Raw genomic sequence first — 15,183 nt, forward strand, 5'->3', positions numbered from 1 at the left:
TGGCGTTCGATCAAGATTGCCTGCAGCCCGTGAATAGAAACGGCCCTGTGTGCTAATCCGAGCACGTATCAACAATCGCCTGAAGCAGCTCTTCGCCCGTCGCGTACCATCGGGAGAATCCTATCTGGCGCAGCATGTCGCTGATAAACGACATCGCGATCAACCCGCTGTCTTCATCCTCGAAGATTTTGTCCAGTTGCGCATGCAGTTTCGAGCCTTCGAGAGCAGCGATTTCGACGGCCAACCGGTCCAGCTCGTGCGCCGCTTGAAGATTTCGCTCGTCGTCGGGGAACTCGATAGCCTTGTTTCGACGCCAGTAGGCGGTGCCCGCGCAATCGACTAGTGCATTGATATCGATGTGCAATACTTGCCTCCCTTGCAGAAGGACTTGGAGCGGGCGAAGGGAATCGAACCCTCGTATGCAGCTTGGGAAGCTGCCGTTCTACCATTGAACTACGCCCGCGAACGCATTTGCGCTGCCCCTGATTAGCCGACCCCGGGCGTTCCGCCAAGCGGTACCCGCGCCTCCCGCCCCGGGCCCTTAACGGGTTACAAAGATTCCAGATGCGCGCTGTGATGGCGGTGTTATGATCCTGCCGGGGCTGGTGGCGTATGGCGGGGCGTGGTTACAGCATTTTTGACACGGGAATCGGCCGGTGCGGGATCGCATGGGGCGAGGTCGGCGTTATGGGCGTGCAGCTCCCGGAAGCCCGCGAGATCGACACCAGGCGGCGGCTGTTCCAGCTTTATCCCGACGCCCGCGAACTTCGCCCGCCCGAAAATGTCGCCATCGCGATCGAAGGCATCGTGGCGTTGCTGCGCGGCGGCTACAGCGACCTTTCCGATGTCGCGCTCGACATGACCGGCATTCCCGCCTTCAACCAGCGCGTCTATCAGCTCGCCCGTACCATCCCGCGCGGCGAGACCCGCATTTATGCCGAGGTCGCCAGTGCGCTACGCGCCTCGGGCGCGGTGTATTCGGTGGCGCAGGCGATTGCCCGCAACCCGTTCATGATCATCGTGCCCTGCCATCGCGTGCTCGAGGCCGGGCATTATGCCGACAAGATCTCGCCGAACGGCGGCGCCATTTCCAAGCGCCGGTTGCTGTCGATCGAGGGCACCCATCCCACCGCCAGCAAGACCCTGTTCGACGTGCTGCTGCCGGTTGCGCCGCCACGCCCGCCTACCTAAATTTACGGGATGACCGCGACCACGCTTCTGGAACGCAAATCCATTTCGGTATCCGATTTCCGCTGCAGCGCGGGACCCGGCGACAAGCCTTTTGCCGAGCTGCACCGATGCCACTCGATTTCCTATGTCCGCAAGGGCAGTTTTGGTCTGCACTGCCGCGGCAAGTTCAGTGAATTGGTGGCGGGGTCGGTGCTGATCGGCCATCCCGGCGACGAATATACCTGCACCCATGACCACGTCTGCGGCGACGAGTGCCTGTCGTTCTTCCTCGGGCCGGAACTGGTCGATGCGATCAGCGAAGCCAGGGATATCTGGCAGATCGGCTCGGCGCCGCCGCTGCCAGAACTGATGGTGCTCGGCGAACTGGCTCAGGCGGCGGCAGATGGCAACAGCGACATCAGCCTCGACGAGATCGGGCAAGTGTTCGCCAGCCGCTTTGTCGAGGTGGTCTCCGGCAAGCCGCGCAAGGCTGGTCCCGACGCCGCCCGCGACCGCCGCCGCGCGGTGGAAACCGCGCTGTGGATCGATGCCAATTCGCACCGCGAAGTCGACCTGGAAGATGCCGCCGCGCAAGCCGGCATCAGCCCGTTCCATTTCCTGCGGCTGTTCTCGAACGTGGTCGGCGTCACCCCGCATCAATATCTGCTGCGCTCGCGGCTGCGCCATGCGGCGCGGCGGCTGGCCGATGACGACAGCCCTATCACCGATATCGCCTATGACGTCGGCTTCGGCGACCTCTCCAATTTCGTGCGCACGTTCCACCGCGCCGCCGGCGCCTCGCCGCTGCGGTTCCGCCAGGCCTCGCGCGGGAAGCGCAAGATTCTCCAAGAACGGCTTGCCCTCAACTAGCTAGGGTTTCTCCAGGTTGCGCGGCATTCCCGCGCGCACTTCTCACTGGAGAACAGCAATGTACGACCACATCGGATTACGCGTCGGAAACCTCGACGCCAGCGTGCGCTTCTATACGGCGGCGCTCGCGCCCCTCGGCTTTGTGTTGTGCTCGCGGGACGACTCCGGCGCCGGCTTCGGCCCCAAGGGCGAACCCGCGCTCTGGCTGCACCTGCACAAGGGTTCCGCCGGCACCGGTGCCCATGTCGCATTCCGTGCGCCCGACCATGCCGCGATCAAGAAATTCCATGCCGAGGGACTTAAGGCCGGCGGCCGCGACAATGGCGGCGCGGGTGCGCGCGCCGACTACAGCCCGACCTACTACGCGGCGTTTTTGATCGACCCCGACGGCAACAACGTCGAGGCGGTTTGCACGTAGCTCGCTAGGCGCGCAGCTCTCGCTACCGTCATTGCGAGGAGCGAAGCGACGAAGCAATCCACTCTTCCTTTGTGGCCCGATGGATTGCTTCGCTTCGCTCGCAATGACGGAGCTAACACCTTCCACCCTCATTTGAAGGACTCTTCACCATGGCTTCCATCCACAAGGACATCATCATCGACGCGGCGCCTGCCGACGTCTGGGACGCGGTGCGAGATTTCGGCGCGTTGCATACGCGGCTGGTGCCCGGCTTCGTGCTCGACACCCGCCTCGACGGCGACGCGCGGATCGTGACGTTCTCCAACGGCACGGTGGCGCGCGAACTGTTGGTCGATTGCGACGATGCGCGGCGACGGCTGGTCTATGCCGTGATCAGCGAACGGATCAAGCAGCACAGCGCCTCGGTGCAGGTGACCGCGGAAGGCGACGGCCGCAGCCGGCTGGCCTGGACTGTAGACGTGCTGCCGCATGAAATCGCGCCCTACATGAACGCGCAGATGGATCAGGCGGCGCTGGCGATGCAGAACGCGCTTGGGAAAGCCGCGGCATGAATTCCGCATTTCTCGAAGCGCTCGGCGCGGTCGGTCCCTCAACCGACCGCGCCGGCAAGATGGACCTGTACGGACGCTTCATCGGCTCCTGGGATCTCGACGTCAGGCAATTCTCCGACGACGGCCGCGAGCGCCGCCGCGCCGGCGAATGGCATTTCGGCTGGGCGCTGGAGGGGCGCGCGATCCAGGATGTCTGGATCGTGCCGCCGCGTGGCGAGCACCGCCACGGCGACGCCACCGCCAAGATCAACTCCTACGGCACGACGCTGCGGGTCTACGATCCCGATATCGATGCCTGGCGGATCCAGTGGACCGACCCGGTGGCGCGAAGTTTTCTGCAGATGATCGGGCGCGCTGAAGGCCGTGACATCGTGCAGCATGGCACGCGGCCGGATGGACAGCTGATGCGCTGGAGTTTTTCCGAGATCACGCCTAACTCGTTCCTCTGGCGTGGCGAGATCTCCGCGGACAACGGCGCGAGCTGGCGTGTCAATACCGAGTTCACCGCCCGGCGCCGAGCACCGTGATCTTTCGCACAGATCGGCAAGCCTCCCTTTCCTAGCGTCACCAGTTGCGCCCGGATGGCACCGCCTCCGCGGGCCGCGGCGCATTGGGAGGTCGAACCATGACTGGAGCTGACAAGGTTGTGTGTCAGGCGGCCACGCTGCTGCTGCTGTTTGCCCTGACGACGACGCCGGCGAAAGCGCAATTCGCCGGCTTCGGTGGCGGTGGAGGTGGCGGCGACGACATGATGACGCAGATGGCGCCGATGCTGGGAATGATGAAGGCGAAGATGGGCAAGCGCCGCTTCGGCATGATGATGCAGACCGTGGGCCCGATGATGGGCCGCATGATGGAAGGCGGCGGCGGTGGTTTTGGCATGATGGGCGGCGGCGGAATCCCCGGCGGCTATGGTGGCAGCTATGGCGGCTATGGCGGCGGCATGGCCCACGGCTATGGCGTCAACATGGGCGGCATGGGCGGCGGCGACATCATGGGCATGCTCGGCGGCGCCGGCGGCGGCGAGATGATGAGCATGATCCCGCAGCTGATGCGCATGGCCAATATGGGCGGCGGCGGCCGTCACGGCCGAAAGCATCGGCGAAGGTAGAGCGTCGTCAACGCCTGAACTATCTCCGTCATCCTGAGGTGCGAGCGCAGCGAGCCTCGAAGGATGAATCGGCCACAGATGGGCCGTCGTCCTTCGAGGCGCGCAAGAGCGCGCACCTCAGGATGACGGAGATGCAGTTACGACAACGCCGGGCGAACCTTCGGAAGGGGACCCTGCTTCGGTCCCCACCGGGTCAGGATCACGCTGAGGCAGGACAGCAGGCCGAGCAGCATCATCGATGCTGCGGTCAGCAGGAAGAAGTCCATGGCGGTGGCATTGTGCGTCGACAGCCACCAGCCGCCGATGACGATGAACACCAGCCGTGCGGTCTGCGCCAGCACGGGGCCAAGCACCTTGGCCGCGCCCTGCGATGAAAAATAGCAGGTCGTGGCAAGACCGAGGAAGGCATACATCGGCGCCGCCGTGGACAGATACTGCCGGCTTGCGGCGCGCACGCCCGCATTGTCGGTGAAGAGATTGACCCAGATGTCGGGGACGATCGCGATCAAGGTCGCCAATGCGCCGACCCCGACAAAGGCCACGGCACCTGCGATCCAGCAGATCCTGCGGGCCCGCGCGATGCGTTTCGCGCCGATCGCCATGCCGACCATCGGCACCGTCGCGATGCCGACCGCAAAGGCGATCGACGTCAGCATGAATTCGAGCCGCGCGCCGATGCCGTAACCGGCCAGGATCTCGGTGCCGAAACCCGCCAGCATGTAGGTGAAGATGCTGATCGTCAGCACCGACTGCAGCGGCGAGAAGCAGGCGATGGCGCCGACCTTGAGAATGTCGATGAACATCGCCCAGCGAATTCGCAGGCCGATGAGCTTGGGAACGACGCGCGCGCGGCCGGAAAACAGATACCACGTCATCACGGAGATACTGATCAGGTAAGCAATCAGCGAACCGGCGGCGACGCCCTGCATGCCGAATTGCGGGATCGGCCCGAGGCCGAGGCCGAGCGTGCCGCCGAGGACGATCTGGCAGGTGGCGGAAACGAGCATCAGCAGCGACGGCAGCTTCATGTTGCCGGTGCCGCGCAGGATGCCGGCCATCGTGTTCATCAGCCATGGCACGACAGCGCCGCCGAAGAATATCTGCGTATAGCCGATCGCCTGTGTCAGCACGTTGCCGCGGCCGCCGAGCAATTCCAGCAGTTTTGGGCCGAAGATCAGCATGCCCAGCATGAAGACGAGCCCGAAGCAGAGGCCGATGAGCAGGGCATGCGCGGCAAGCACCGACGCCCGCTCGGTGTCGCCGGCGCCGAGTGCGCGCGCGATCGCGGACGCGACACCGCCGCCCATGGCGCCGCCCGACATCGTCATGGTCAGGATCACGCAGGGAAATACCAGCGCCATCGCGGCCAGCGATTCCACCCCGAGCCGACCGATATAGGAGGTCTCGGCGATCACCACACAGGTGCCGGCCGAGAGAGCAATGACGTTGGGCCAGGCGAGCCACAGCAGCGTGCGCAGGATCGGACCGTCGACCAGCGCGTTCTTCGCCGGCGGCGGCGGTGGCGGCAGCGGGCGCTCTTCCTCGTCGACGGGAATTTCGGCAACGCCGATATCGGACATTTCTGCTCCCGCGCGCGAAAGGCAACTTTTAAGGTCGCGCGCCCATTCAATATTTTGGGCGCATTATCTCGCTGCGCCGAGCTGTTTCCTAGCACGGCAGGCGCTGATTCCGCGTGCGCGAAACGCAATGGGGGCCTGCGCGATTGCAGGCAGGCGCGCTCCCCTAGCCGATCGACCAGACGAACGGTGCCTTTCCACCGGCTGGTGGCTTCAAATGCACGGGAATATGGCGGCCGCAGCCAGCGGCCAGGCCCTCGAACAATCCCTGCAGGACGCTGGCGCAGGCCGGGTGATAATCGCCGACATCGGCCATCAACTTCCAGCTCAGCTGCCGGATTTCGAACGTGCCGTCGGACTCGCTGATCTCAACCGCGTCGTCCTGCGCCTCGAACAGCGCACGCAGGAAGCCTGCAAATTCCTTCGGCCCGCCGCGGCTCGCCCCAAGGTTTTGCGCGATCTCGTCGAAATATTGCATGCCGATCAGCTTGCCGGTGAGGTGCAACAGATATCGGGCATCCTCCGGGCCGAAGCATTGCACCATCACGGGAGCCGCGGTCTTCACATATTCCATCGCGTAGTTGCGATAGGCCTTTTCCAGCCGCGGCTTTGGCCAGCTCGAAACCGGCAATGCCGGCGCGGTGGCAGGATCGAAGCGCGGCGCTTCGAGATGCCGCGCGAACACCATCCGCGCATCTAGGTCGAGCGGATGATCGTATTCGCAGTAATAGCCTTCGAGGCCGTCCTGGCCGTCGACGCTTTGCTTGGTGCAGACGAAGCCGAGATTGAGATTGCCGAGCGCCACGCCGTTATTGCCGTGCCATCCCCGCAGCATCGCGCGCGACACTTCGCCGGGCACGCCGCAGATCGCGGTGCCCCGCCAGATCCAGCGCGGCGGCGGATAACGGATCCAGGCCTTGCGATCGGTCTCGTACATGTATTCGACATGGACGCCGCCGATCCAGTTGGAGAGATAATGATACTGCGCAGCCGCGACCGCCGGCGGCAGATGGCTGAGCCCGAGTTTTTCCAGCCCCGGCAGGAAGCGTTCCTGCTGCTGGCGGCGAAACACCCGGAACACAAACTCGGCGGCGTCCGCCGTGCCGCGGCGGGAGACGACGGTGAGAACGAGGCCGGTGAAGAACGCGTGATAGAGATCAGCGATGCTGCGCCATTTCGCCCACTGCGCCTGCTGCGCGCGATCCTTCGCCTCGGTCATCGCCATCCCGGTTCCCTTCTCTTTCCGCACGCAGGGTTGCGGTTCAATTCACGCGAATTTCATGGCGGGCACCGCGAACAATGGCCGGCGTTCCGCATTGGTGGAGCGATATGCACCGCATTGTACATCGATATGCAAGGAGCCGTCATGCATAGCCATCTTCGGCTGGCGCTATGTCTGGGAGCGCTGGCGCTTCCTCTCGCCGCCTGCAAAGAACAGGCCCCATCAGGCTCCGCCGACCAGACCTATGGTCCCTCGCCCCAGTTGCCGTCGCCGCAGACCTCGTGGATACCGACCGTCAACATCGCCAATGCCAAGGGCTGGCCCGAAGGCGGCAAGCCCACCGCCGGCAACGGCATGGCGGTGAATGCGTTCGCCAGCGGGCTTGAGCATCCGCGCACGGTCTACGTGCTGCCAAATGGCGATGTGCTGGTGGCCGAGTCCAACGCCCCACCGAAACCGGACGGCGCGGGCATCAAAGGCTTCTTCTTCAAGTGGGCGCTAAGCCGGGCCGGCGCCGGCGTGCCGAGCGCCAACCGAATCACGCTGTTGCGCGACGTCGATGGCGACGGCGTCGCTGAAACCCGCAGCATCTTCCTGAGCGGGCTGAACTCGCCATTCGGCATGGTGCTGGTGGGCGATAATTTCTATGTCGCCAATACCGACGCGATCATGAAATTTCCCTATCAGACCGGCGTCACCAGAATCACCGCACCGGGCGAGAAGCTCGCCAACCTGCCCGCAGGCACCCTCAATCATCACTGGACCAAGGACCTGACCGCCAGCCCCGATGGATCGAAGCTTTATGCGACCGTCGGCTCCAACAGCAACATCGGCGAGAACGGCATCGAGGCCGAGAAGGATCGCGCCGCCGTGTTGGAAGTCGATCGCGCCAGCGGCACATGGCGGGTGTTTGGCTCAGGCCTGCGCAATCCGAACGGACCGGCTTGGAATCCACACACTGGCGAACTCTGGGTCGTCGTCAACGAGCGCGATGAACTCGGCAACGATCTGGTGCCTGATTACATGACCTCGGTGAGGGACGGCGCCTTCTATGGCTGGCCCTACAGCTACTTCGGTGACCGCGTCGATACGCGCGTCGAGCCGCGACGTCCCGACATGGTCGCCAAGGCGATGGCGCCGGACTACGCGCTCGGCGCGCATACGGCTTCGCTCGGGCTGGCGTTCAACACCGGCAATCTGTTTCCGCAAGCGATGGCTGGTGGCGCTTTCATCGGCCAGCACGGCTCGTGGAATCGCAAGCCGCGCGCCGGCTACAAGGTGATCTTCGTGCCGTTCGAGAGCGGCAAGCCTTCCGGCAAGCCGCAGGACGTGCTGACCGGCTTTGTCAGTGATGACGGTGAAGCCCTCGGACGTCCGGTCGGCGTGCGGCTCGACAAGCAGGGCGCGCTATTGGTGGCCGACGACGTCGGCAACACGATATGGCGCGTGACGCCTGCGATGACGTCGGCGGCTAACTAGGGTTACAACCGGAAATGCTTGCTCAGCTTCAGGCCCTGCGCCTGATAGTTCGAGCCGATGCGCTGGCCGTACATGGCATGGGGCCGCGCCAGCATCTTTTCATAGACCAGGCGGCCGACGATCTGGCCGTGCTCGAGGATGAACGGCACCTCGCGCGAGCGCACTTCCAGCACCGCGCGCGCGCCCTGCCCGCCGGCGCCGGCATAGCCGAAGCCGGGATCGAAGAAGCCGGCATAATGCACGCGGAATTCGCCGACCAAGGGATCGAACGGCACCATCTCGGCGGCGTAATCCGGCGGAATCTGCACCGCCTCTTTCGAGGCCAGAATATAGAACTCGCCGGGATCGAGGATCAGGCTGCCGTCCGGGCGCGCCGCGATCGGCTCCCAGAATTCATCGACCGCATAGCCGCCGCGGCGGTCGACATCGACCACGCCGGTGTGGCGCTTGGCGCGATAGCCGACAAAGCCGCCGGAATTCGCGCCGCTCAGATCGACGCTCAGCGCCACGCCATTGGCGAGATCGGCATCGTCGATATCGACCAGCCGCTCGGCCTCATGCAGCGCGTCCAGTTCGTCCGCGTTGAGGATAGCGTCGCCGGTGCGGAAGCGCACTTGTGACAGCCGGGATCCCTCGCGCAGCAGCACCGGAAACGTCTTCGGGCTGATCTCGGCATAGAGCGGCCCGTGATAGCCGGCGCCGATCATGTCGAACCGGCGGGTACCATCCGCGATCACGCGGGTGAAGACGTCGAGCCGCCCGGTCGAGCTTTTCGGGTTGGCCGCGGCGACGATCTCCGGCGGCAGCGCGAGGCTCTCCAGCAGCGGCACGATGTAGACGCAATTGGTCTCCAGCACCGCGCCGTCAGTGAGGTCGATCTCGTGCAGTTTCAGCTCGTCGATACGCTCGGCCACCGTCGCACCCGGTCCCGGGAGGAAGCTCGCCCGCACCCGGTAGGCGATGTCGCCGAGGCGCAGATCGAGGCTGGCGGGCTGGATCTGGCTCTCGACAAAGGGATAGGCCGGCAGGATCAGGCCCGCATCCGCCATCGCCGCGATCATGCGGTCGGGCAGAATTCCGTTGGCGTCGGGCGGCAGCGTGAACGGCACGGCGGTCCTCAAGGGGCCCGGAAGGATAACCCAAATGTCATCCAAACCTCATAAATATGGGCATTTAGGGGTTATCCGATGGCCGGCTTGACGAAAAGGGCGCGAGGGAATATCAGCATGACTTATCCCGTGGTGATTTGAGCCGGCCGGCTTGCAGCCACGTTAAATAAGTCGCTAAACAGGCCGGGGACACGTGTGATCCCGGCCTGTGGAAATTTTTCCAGGCCGGTTTTTTGTGACCATTTTCGATGGTGGTCACGACGGAGGTCACATGCCTGAGGCTAAGTCTACCACCCGCTATCGTCCCGAAACCCGCCTTGTCCATGGCGGCACGCTACGCTCGCAGTTCGGCGAGACGTCCGAGGCGCTGTTCCTCACCCAGGGCTACGTCTACGACAGCGCGGAGCAGTGCGAGGCCCGATTCAAGGGCGAGGAGCCCGGCTTTATCTATTCGCGCTATTCCAATCCGACGATCGAGATGTTCGAGCGCCGCATGATCCAGCTCGAGGGCGCGGAAGCCGCGCGCTCGACCGCGACCGGCATGGCCGCGGTGGCGACCGCGATCCTCGCGCCGCTCCGGGCCGGCGATCACGTGGTCGCTTCGAAAGCCCTGTTCGGCTCCTGCCTTTACGTGGTGCAGGATCTCCTGCCGCGCTACGGGATCGAGACGACGCTGGTCGACGGTCTTGACCTCGACCAGTGGCAGCGCGCGTTGCGGCCGAACACCAAGTCCTTCTTCCTGGAGAGCCCGACCAATCCGACGCTCGACGTGCTGGACATCCCGGCGATTGCCGAGATCGCGCACAGCGGCGGCGCACGGTTGATCGTGGACAATGTGTTCGCCACCCCGATCTGGCAGAGCCCGCTGACGCTCGGCGCCGACGTCGTTGTCTACTCCGCGACCAAGCACATCGACGGCCAGGGCCGATGCCTCGGCGGCATCATCCTGGCCTCGGAAGCGTTCGTCGCCGAGCACCTCCATAACTTCATGCGCCATACCGGCCCGTCGATGTCGCCGTTCAACGCCTGGGTGCTGCTGAAGGGCCTGGAGACGCTGGCGATACGGGTGCGCGCGCAGACCGAGACCGCCGGCAAGGTGGCCGATGCGCTGGCTAAGCATCCGAAGATTTCGCGGCTGATCTATCCCGGGCGATCAGATCATCCGCAGGCCGAACTGGTGAAGCGGCAGATGCGCGCCGGCTCGACCCTGGTCGGCTTCGAGGTCAAGGGCGGCAAGGCGGCCGCGTTCCGCTGCCTCAACGCGCTGCAGATCTCGCGGATCTCGAACAATCTCGGCGATGCCAAGAGCCTCGTCACCCATCCGCCTACCACAACACATCAGCGGCTGACGCCGGAGGCGCGCGCCGAACTCGGCATCAGCGAGGGTTTCATTCGCTTCTCCGCCGGGCTCGAGCATGCGGATGACCTGATCGAGGATTTTGCGCAGGCGCTGGAGAAGGCGTGAAGTGGGCGCACACGTAGCCACACAACAGCTGTCGTCCCGGCCTTGAGCCGGGACCCATAACCACAGGACGTTGTGAGTTAAGGAAGTCGTCGATCACCGCCTTTAATCAGCACCGCCGCGGCGTATGGGTCCCTGCGTTCGCAGGGACGACGGCGGTGGGTAACGGCGACAGCGGTTACATCGGCCGATAGGTCCGAACGTCCGACGGCACGTTGACGCCGAGCTTGATCTGGCCGACCGAGCGGATGATGTCGTCGCCGAGCAGTTGCGCGAAGCAGGCGTAGCCCCAGTCGCTCATGTGCAGGCCGTCGGCGATGACGAAATTTTCCATCGGGATCGCCTGCTTCTCGTGCCAGTCGCGCATCACCTCGAAGCGCGGGAAGATGCCGACCTTGCGCAGTTCCGCGACCTTGTTGAGCAAATTGATCATCTTGCCCGCGCTCTCCGCGCGTTCGTTGACGCGCGGTGAATATTGCGGATCGATCAGCACCAGATCGGCTCCGGTCGCCTGAATGCGCGCGACACCGTCTTCCACCAGCTTGATGGTTTCGGCCGGATCGAGATTGCGCAGCACGGCGTTGGTGCCGACCTGCCAGATCACCAGGTCCGGATGCATGTCGATGACCGAGGTCTGCAGCCGCTTCATCATCTCAGGCGCGTCCTCGCCGCCCTGGCCGCGATTGATCACGGTGATGTCGGCGGTCGGATATTGCCGGTGCAGCTGCGCCGCGAGGCGGTTGGGATAGTTGAATTCCGGCGAGGTCGCGCCGAAGCCCGCGGTCGACGACGATCCGAACGCGATGATCACCACCGGCTCGCCCGCGGCGAGCTTGCCCGCGACACGCGGCAGCGATCCCATCTTTTTGGCGCCACCCTTCGGTGGCAGGCAGGGAACGCGGCTGAAGATGTCGGCGGCCGATTTCGCGACTTCCTTGGCCTTGTCGATCGCCTTGCCGGTAACGCTCCTTTGCGCCGCCGGGCTGGACGGCTCGGTGGCCGCCACGCTGCCCACACCCGTGGTCGTCGCCGCCGGCGGTTTGGCGGCTTCAGCTTTGGCCGTGTCGGATAATTTCGCCTGCTGGGCGGTCTGGGTCGCCTGCGCCTGCACCGGCAAAACGGACGCCGGCATCAGCAGCACCGTCGCCGCGATGGCGAGCGCAGCCAGCGATGCCGACGGGAAAAAAGGGCAGTAACGACTCATTTACGCTAGTTCCTCAATTCTGCTGGGCCGGGTTCACATGCGCCGCGTCGATCACGAATTTCGACAGCGCGCGGCCGAGGCAATCGTGCACCCGCTTGGCCAGGTCAGGGCCATGCGAAGTGGTGGACAGATCGAAATCCCCCGCATCGCTCCAGTGCCGCATCATGGCGAAGCGGTCGAACAAGGGAATGTCGTGCTGCTGCGCCACCACACGGATATTATCCAGGTAGGGCGGCGCGGAAATCATCGTTTCAGTGCGCGGGCTGTATTGCAGATTCATCAGGATCACGTCGGTCCCCGCCTTCTGCAACGCAGCAACGCCCTCTTCGACACCGGCGCGGAAATCATCGGGATCGATCGCTCGGATAGCATCGTAGGTGCCGGTCTGCCAGATAACCAAAGTAGGCTTCTTTAGCTCGACCAGCTTAACAAGTCCGCCAGCGACCTCCTCGGCCGTCTTCTTGACCTGTAGTTCTACGGATACGTTCACGGCGACCTTCGGCAGCGCCTCCTTCAACATCGCCTGCAGCCGCCCGGGATAGGCGCTGGCTTCGGACGACGGGATGCTCGACGACCGGCTGCCCACCACCAGAATTTCCAGCCGGCGGTCGCCGGCAATGGCCGTCTCGACCTTGGGCAACTTACTCTCGGACGTCAGCAGATAGGCCGGAACCTCGCAATTGGCGGGGGCATCCTCGGCGCGCACGGGGGCCACGGCCAGCAAGCCGGCAATCAAGGTCAGCCCCAGGATCATCACCGGGTTGGACTTCATCAGCCCCCTCCCGCCATATCGGCGTTGCCAACAGCGCCCTTTTTCTTCGAGGCATTCTTGTCGGCAGAATGCTTGTACCACGAAATGACCCACGCCATGCCGGACATGATGAGGATTCCGACGACGCTGATCAGGAAATGCAGGCCCGCTCCACCGGAGATTTCGGCCAGCACGAAATGCCCCGCAAAGGCGAGGAAGACGCCGAGGCAGAATATCTCAAGCGAATGCTGCCCGCACAGGATCAATGGTCGCAGCCAGGGCGATTTCAGCCCTGGCCAGTCCTTGTGCAGGAAGCGCACGGTGATCGCCGCCAGCGCCAGGAAGTGGGCGAACCGCAGTACATCCAGATCGGTCTTGGTGATCGGGTACATCCACTGCTCGACGAGCTTCGGCATGAAGCGGCTCAATTGCGGGATGTGCCAGGTCAGCGTGACGAAGAAGGCGGCCAGCAGATAGACAATGCAGATCCACATCGTGATCCGTGAGGAGAGTATCGCCGACATCCGCACCGCGCCGCCAAGTGCGCACCAGGCGCCGAACACGAACAGCAATTGCCATGCGAACGGATTGAAGATCCAAAATCCGTTCGGATAGGCCGACAGGTACAGATCGAACTGCCAGGTCGCCGCGTAGAGCGCCACCGACAGCCCCAGCGAGACGTCGGGCCGCCACTTCATCAGCCACAGGATCACGGGCAGGAACAGCATCAGCACGATATAGAGCGGCAGCACATCCATGTTGACGGGGCGGAACCGCAGCAGCAGCGCCTGGATGATCATGACATCCGGCTGCTTGAGGAAATCCATGATCCCCATTTCTTCCGAATACAGCGGGTTGTTGAAATTGGTGGCGACGTAGGAAATCTCCGCCAGGAAGATCGTGAACAGGAACACGTGCGCCACGTAGATCTGCCAGACCCGCCGCATGATGCGCGCGGTGGCGATCACGAAGCCGGATTCCAGCATGGCGCGGCCATACACGAACGCCGCGGTATAGCCGGAGATGAAAATGAAGATCTCGGTGGCGTCGGAAAAGCCGTAATTGCGGATCGTGAACCAGGTCAGGATGTTCGGCGGCAAATGATCGATGAAGATCAGCCACAGCGCCAGTCCGCGAAACAGATCGAGCCGCAATTCGCGCTCGCCGGCCGCAGGCAGCGTGATCGCCGGCGCGGATGTGGCCGCGGCGTCACTCACGGACGGTCCGGCAATCTGATCGGCAATGGACGACATCGGGCACCGTTTTGGCAGCGAATCTACGCAAATTGCACGACCGTAAGGATAATATCGGCCCGCAAGCATGCAATACAAGCCAGATACGGGGCTGGAACCGCGCGGGTGCGCCTTAGGCCGAAACTATGTTGAAACGAGGATGGAGTACCTCAACAGCCCGCCCCCGCCAGCCGGCCGGCGATTGGTTCCATTGCCTTTCTTCGCTATGCTGCGCCACAGGATTCTGAAAGCTTTTCATCATGTACCGCGCCGTCACCCGTCTGATCGAAGTCACCGTCGAACCGAACTTCATGCCGGAGCGGTCGTCGGTCGATAAGGGCCAGTATTTCTGGTCTTACACGATCGTCATCACCAACTCCGGCAACGAGACGGTGCAGTTGCGGACGCGGCACTGGATCATCACCGACGCCACCGGCCGCAAGCAGGAAGTCCGCGGCGAAGGCGTGGTCGGCGAACAGCCGGTGCTGGCCCCCGGCGAACGCTTCGAATACACCTCCGGCGTGCCGCTCCCCACCGCCTCCGGCTTCATGACCGGGCGCTATCAGATGGTCAACGAAAGCGGCGAGAAATTCGAGATCGACGTGCCGACGTTTTCGCTTGATAGCCCTGACAACAAGCGGGTGTTGAATTAGGGGCAACGCACCCTCCACGCGTCGTCCCGGCGAACGCCGGGACCCATACGCCGCGGCAGTTGTTGTTTGCAGAAGGTCTCTAATGCCAGCGCTCTAACCGATGGGCCGCGGCGTATGGGTCCCGGCTCAAGGCCGGGACGACAGCGTGTTTGTTGTTGCACTTTACTGAACACACCTTCGCATTCTCGCGACGCATTGCGCCCGAGGTTTGCCAGAAATCTCCTTGCCCTCGAAAATGAGGGCGCAGGGAAGACCGGGTGCGCGCTGCACCCGCGGTCCCGTGTGCGATTTGCACTTAGTAGGCTGCACACGAGCATACAGGGCAGCGGAGAACACCCGGCCTTCCCTGCGCAATGGCTTTACGGCTTATGCCG

Annotated in this window: 16 protein-coding genes, 1 tRNA gene and 1 riboswitch; of the genes, 9 read left to right on the plus strand and 8 right to left on the minus strand. The window is 63.8% G+C overall.

Annotated elements, in window-relative coordinates:
- Positions 1–52 precede the first annotated feature (52 nt).
- Together JQ575_RS29725 and JQ575_RS29730 are read right to left on the minus strand one after the other, a co-directional pair.
- A complete protein-coding gene (locus JQ575_RS29725) occupies positions 53–364 on the minus strand; it encodes a hypothetical protein (RefSeq protein WP_212036746.1) in 312 nt (103 codons plus the stop codon).
- Positions 365–389: 25 nt separating this feature from the next.
- Positions 390–463 (minus strand) — tRNA-Gly (locus tag JQ575_RS29730).
- 149 nt (positions 464–612) lie between these two features.
- Between JQ575_RS29730 and JQ575_RS29735 the strand changes: the two genes are divergently transcribed.
- From JQ575_RS29735 to JQ575_RS29760, 6 genes are all read left to right on the plus strand, one after another.
- Entirely contained in the window at positions 613–1,191 is a 579-nt protein-coding gene (locus JQ575_RS29735) for a methylated-DNA--[protein]-cysteine S-methyltransferase (protein WP_212036747.1), read from the plus strand.
- Positions 1,192–1,200: 9 nt separating this feature from the next.
- Positions 1,201–2,040 carry an AraC family transcriptional regulator gene (locus JQ575_RS29740; protein ID WP_212036748.1) on the plus strand — a complete coding sequence of 280 codons (840 nt, stop codon included), beginning with the start codon at positions 1,201–1,203 and terminating at the stop codon, positions 2,038–2,040.
- 58 nt (positions 2,041–2,098) lie between these two features.
- Positions 2,099–2,458 carry a VOC family protein gene (locus JQ575_RS29745; protein ID WP_212036749.1) on the plus strand — a complete coding sequence of 120 codons (360 nt, stop codon included), beginning with the start codon at positions 2,099–2,101 and terminating at the stop codon, positions 2,456–2,458.
- A gap of 149 nt (positions 2,459–2,607) precedes the next feature.
- Positions 2,608–3,009: an SRPBCC family protein gene (locus JQ575_RS29750; protein WP_212036750.1), complete on the plus strand. Its 402-nt coding sequence runs from the start codon at positions 2,608–2,610 to the stop codon at positions 3,007–3,009.
- Positions 3,006–3,536 (plus strand): hypothetical protein, encoded by a 531-nt coding sequence (locus JQ575_RS29755; RefSeq protein ID WP_212036751.1) that lies wholly within the window; start codon positions 3,006–3,008, stop codon positions 3,534–3,536. The genes JQ575_RS29750 and JQ575_RS29755 overlap by 4 nt, the downstream gene beginning before the upstream one ends.
- Positions 3,537–3,634: 98 nt before the next feature.
- The gene (locus JQ575_RS29760; RefSeq protein WP_212036752.1) at positions 3,635–4,120 is read left to right on the plus strand and encodes a hypothetical protein; all 486 of its coding nucleotides are present in this window, start codon (positions 3,635–3,637) and stop codon (positions 4,118–4,120) included.
- A gap of 137 nt (positions 4,121–4,257) precedes the next feature.
- On the opposite strand, the gene JQ575_RS29765 is transcribed toward JQ575_RS29760, so the two are convergent.
- Both JQ575_RS29765 and JQ575_RS29770 read right to left on the minus strand, forming a co-directional pair.
- Positions 4,258–5,700 carry an MATE family efflux transporter gene (locus JQ575_RS29765; protein WP_212036753.1) on the minus strand — a complete coding sequence of 481 codons (1,443 nt, stop codon included), beginning with the start codon at positions 5,698–5,700 and terminating at the stop codon, positions 4,258–4,260.
- A gap of 163 nt (positions 5,701–5,863) precedes the next feature.
- Positions 5,864–6,916 carry a hypothetical protein gene (locus tag JQ575_RS29770; protein ID WP_212036767.1) on the minus strand — a complete coding sequence of 351 codons (1,053 nt, stop codon included), beginning with the start codon at positions 6,914–6,916 and terminating at the stop codon, positions 5,864–5,866.
- 147 nt (positions 6,917–7,063) lie between these two features.
- Here JQ575_RS29770 and JQ575_RS29775 point away from each other — a divergent pair, with 147 nt between their 5' ends.
- Positions 7,064–8,398, plus strand: a complete 1,335-nt coding sequence (locus JQ575_RS29775; protein WP_212036754.1) for a sorbosone dehydrogenase family protein — start codon at positions 7,064–7,066, stop codon at positions 8,396–8,398.
- A gap of 2 nt (positions 8,399–8,400) precedes the next feature.
- Here the strand turns inward: JQ575_RS29775 and JQ575_RS29780 are convergent, their stop codons facing one another.
- Positions 8,401–9,507, minus strand: coding sequence for a 2'-deoxycytidine 5'-triphosphate deaminase (locus JQ575_RS29780; RefSeq protein ID WP_212036755.1), 1,107 nt, complete (start codon positions 9,505–9,507; stop codon positions 8,401–8,403).
- Between the two features lie 119 nt (positions 9,508–9,626).
- Positions 9,627–9,706: riboswitch (SAM riboswitch) on the plus strand.
- Between the two features lie 72 nt (positions 9,707–9,778).
- Between JQ575_RS29780 and JQ575_RS29785 the strand changes: the two genes are divergently transcribed.
- Positions 9,779–10,972, plus strand: coding sequence for an O-succinylhomoserine sulfhydrylase (locus tag JQ575_RS29785; protein ID WP_212036756.1), 1,194 nt, complete (start codon positions 9,779–9,781; stop codon positions 10,970–10,972).
- A 175-nt stretch (positions 10,973–11,147) separates the two neighbouring features.
- Here JQ575_RS29785 and JQ575_RS29790 read toward each other — a convergent pair whose 3' ends face one another.
- The 3 genes from JQ575_RS29790 to JQ575_RS29800 are packed head-to-tail and all read right to left on the minus strand — an operon-like array spanning position 11,148 to position 14,177.
- Positions 11,148–12,173, minus strand: coding sequence for an SGNH/GDSL hydrolase family protein (locus tag JQ575_RS29790; RefSeq protein WP_212036757.1), 1,026 nt, complete (start codon positions 12,171–12,173; stop codon positions 11,148–11,150).
- A 13-nt stretch (positions 12,174–12,186) separates the two neighbouring features.
- A complete protein-coding gene (locus JQ575_RS29795) occupies positions 12,187–12,945 on the minus strand; it encodes an SGNH/GDSL hydrolase family protein (protein WP_212036758.1) in 759 nt (252 codons plus the stop codon).
- Positions 12,945–14,177 carry an OpgC domain-containing protein gene (locus JQ575_RS29800; protein WP_212036759.1) on the minus strand — a complete coding sequence of 411 codons (1,233 nt, stop codon included), beginning with the start codon at positions 14,175–14,177 and terminating at the stop codon, positions 12,945–12,947. The genes JQ575_RS29795 and JQ575_RS29800 overlap by 1 nt, the downstream gene beginning before the upstream one ends.
- A gap of 239 nt (positions 14,178–14,416) precedes the next feature.
- Here JQ575_RS29800 and apaG point away from each other — a divergent pair, with 239 nt between their 5' ends.
- Entirely contained in the window at positions 14,417–14,809 is a 393-nt protein-coding gene (gene apaG / locus JQ575_RS29805) for a Co2+/Mg2+ efflux protein ApaG (RefSeq protein ID WP_192735458.1), read from the plus strand.
- The last annotated feature ends 374 nt before the right edge of the window (positions 14,810–15,183 follow it).

The organism is Bradyrhizobium sp. JYMT SZCCT0428 (assembly GCF_018131075.1).
Classification (GTDB): Bacteria; Pseudomonadota; Alphaproteobacteria; order Rhizobiales; family Xanthobacteraceae; genus Bradyrhizobium.